This window comes from Shewanella algidipiscicola, assembly GCF_900380485.1.
Taxonomy (GTDB): Bacteria; Pseudomonadota; Gammaproteobacteria; order Enterobacterales; family Shewanellaceae; genus Shewanella; species Shewanella algidipiscicola.
This window is the reverse complement of record NZ_OXJV01000015.1, coordinates 1-272: the sequence shown is the minus strand read 5'-3', so window position 1 is coordinate 272 and position 272 is coordinate 1. Positions and strand designations below refer to the sequence as shown.

The window sequence follows — 272 nt, the reverse complement described above, 5'->3', positions numbered from 1 at the left end:
GCCTTCACCTGAGCGACTTCCGGCAAGTAATGGTTATCCCGAATTCGATTGCGATTTACTTCCCGGCTGATTGTGCTGTGACTTACTTTCAGACGTTTTCCTATCTCCCGATAACTGAAACCTTCGCGTAAATAGGCCTCAATCTGGTATCGTTGTCCCTCGATCAACTGCTTGTAATTCATGGTAACTACTCATGTTTGTTTGGCGACTACAGAGTATCACCAACAGGCAGTTGATCTCTCCTCACCGTTTAACCATGAGTGGTGCACTTA

Annotated in this window: 1 protein-coding gene; it reads right to left on the bottom strand. The window is 46.0% G+C overall.

Translation table 11 applies throughout. The features are described from left to right. A partial coding sequence (locus tag DN599_RS10310) for a helix-turn-helix domain-containing protein (RefSeq protein ID WP_162599196.1) occupies positions 1–182 on the bottom strand: 182 nt, incomplete at its 3' end. Between the last annotated feature and the right edge of the window lie 90 nt (positions 183–272).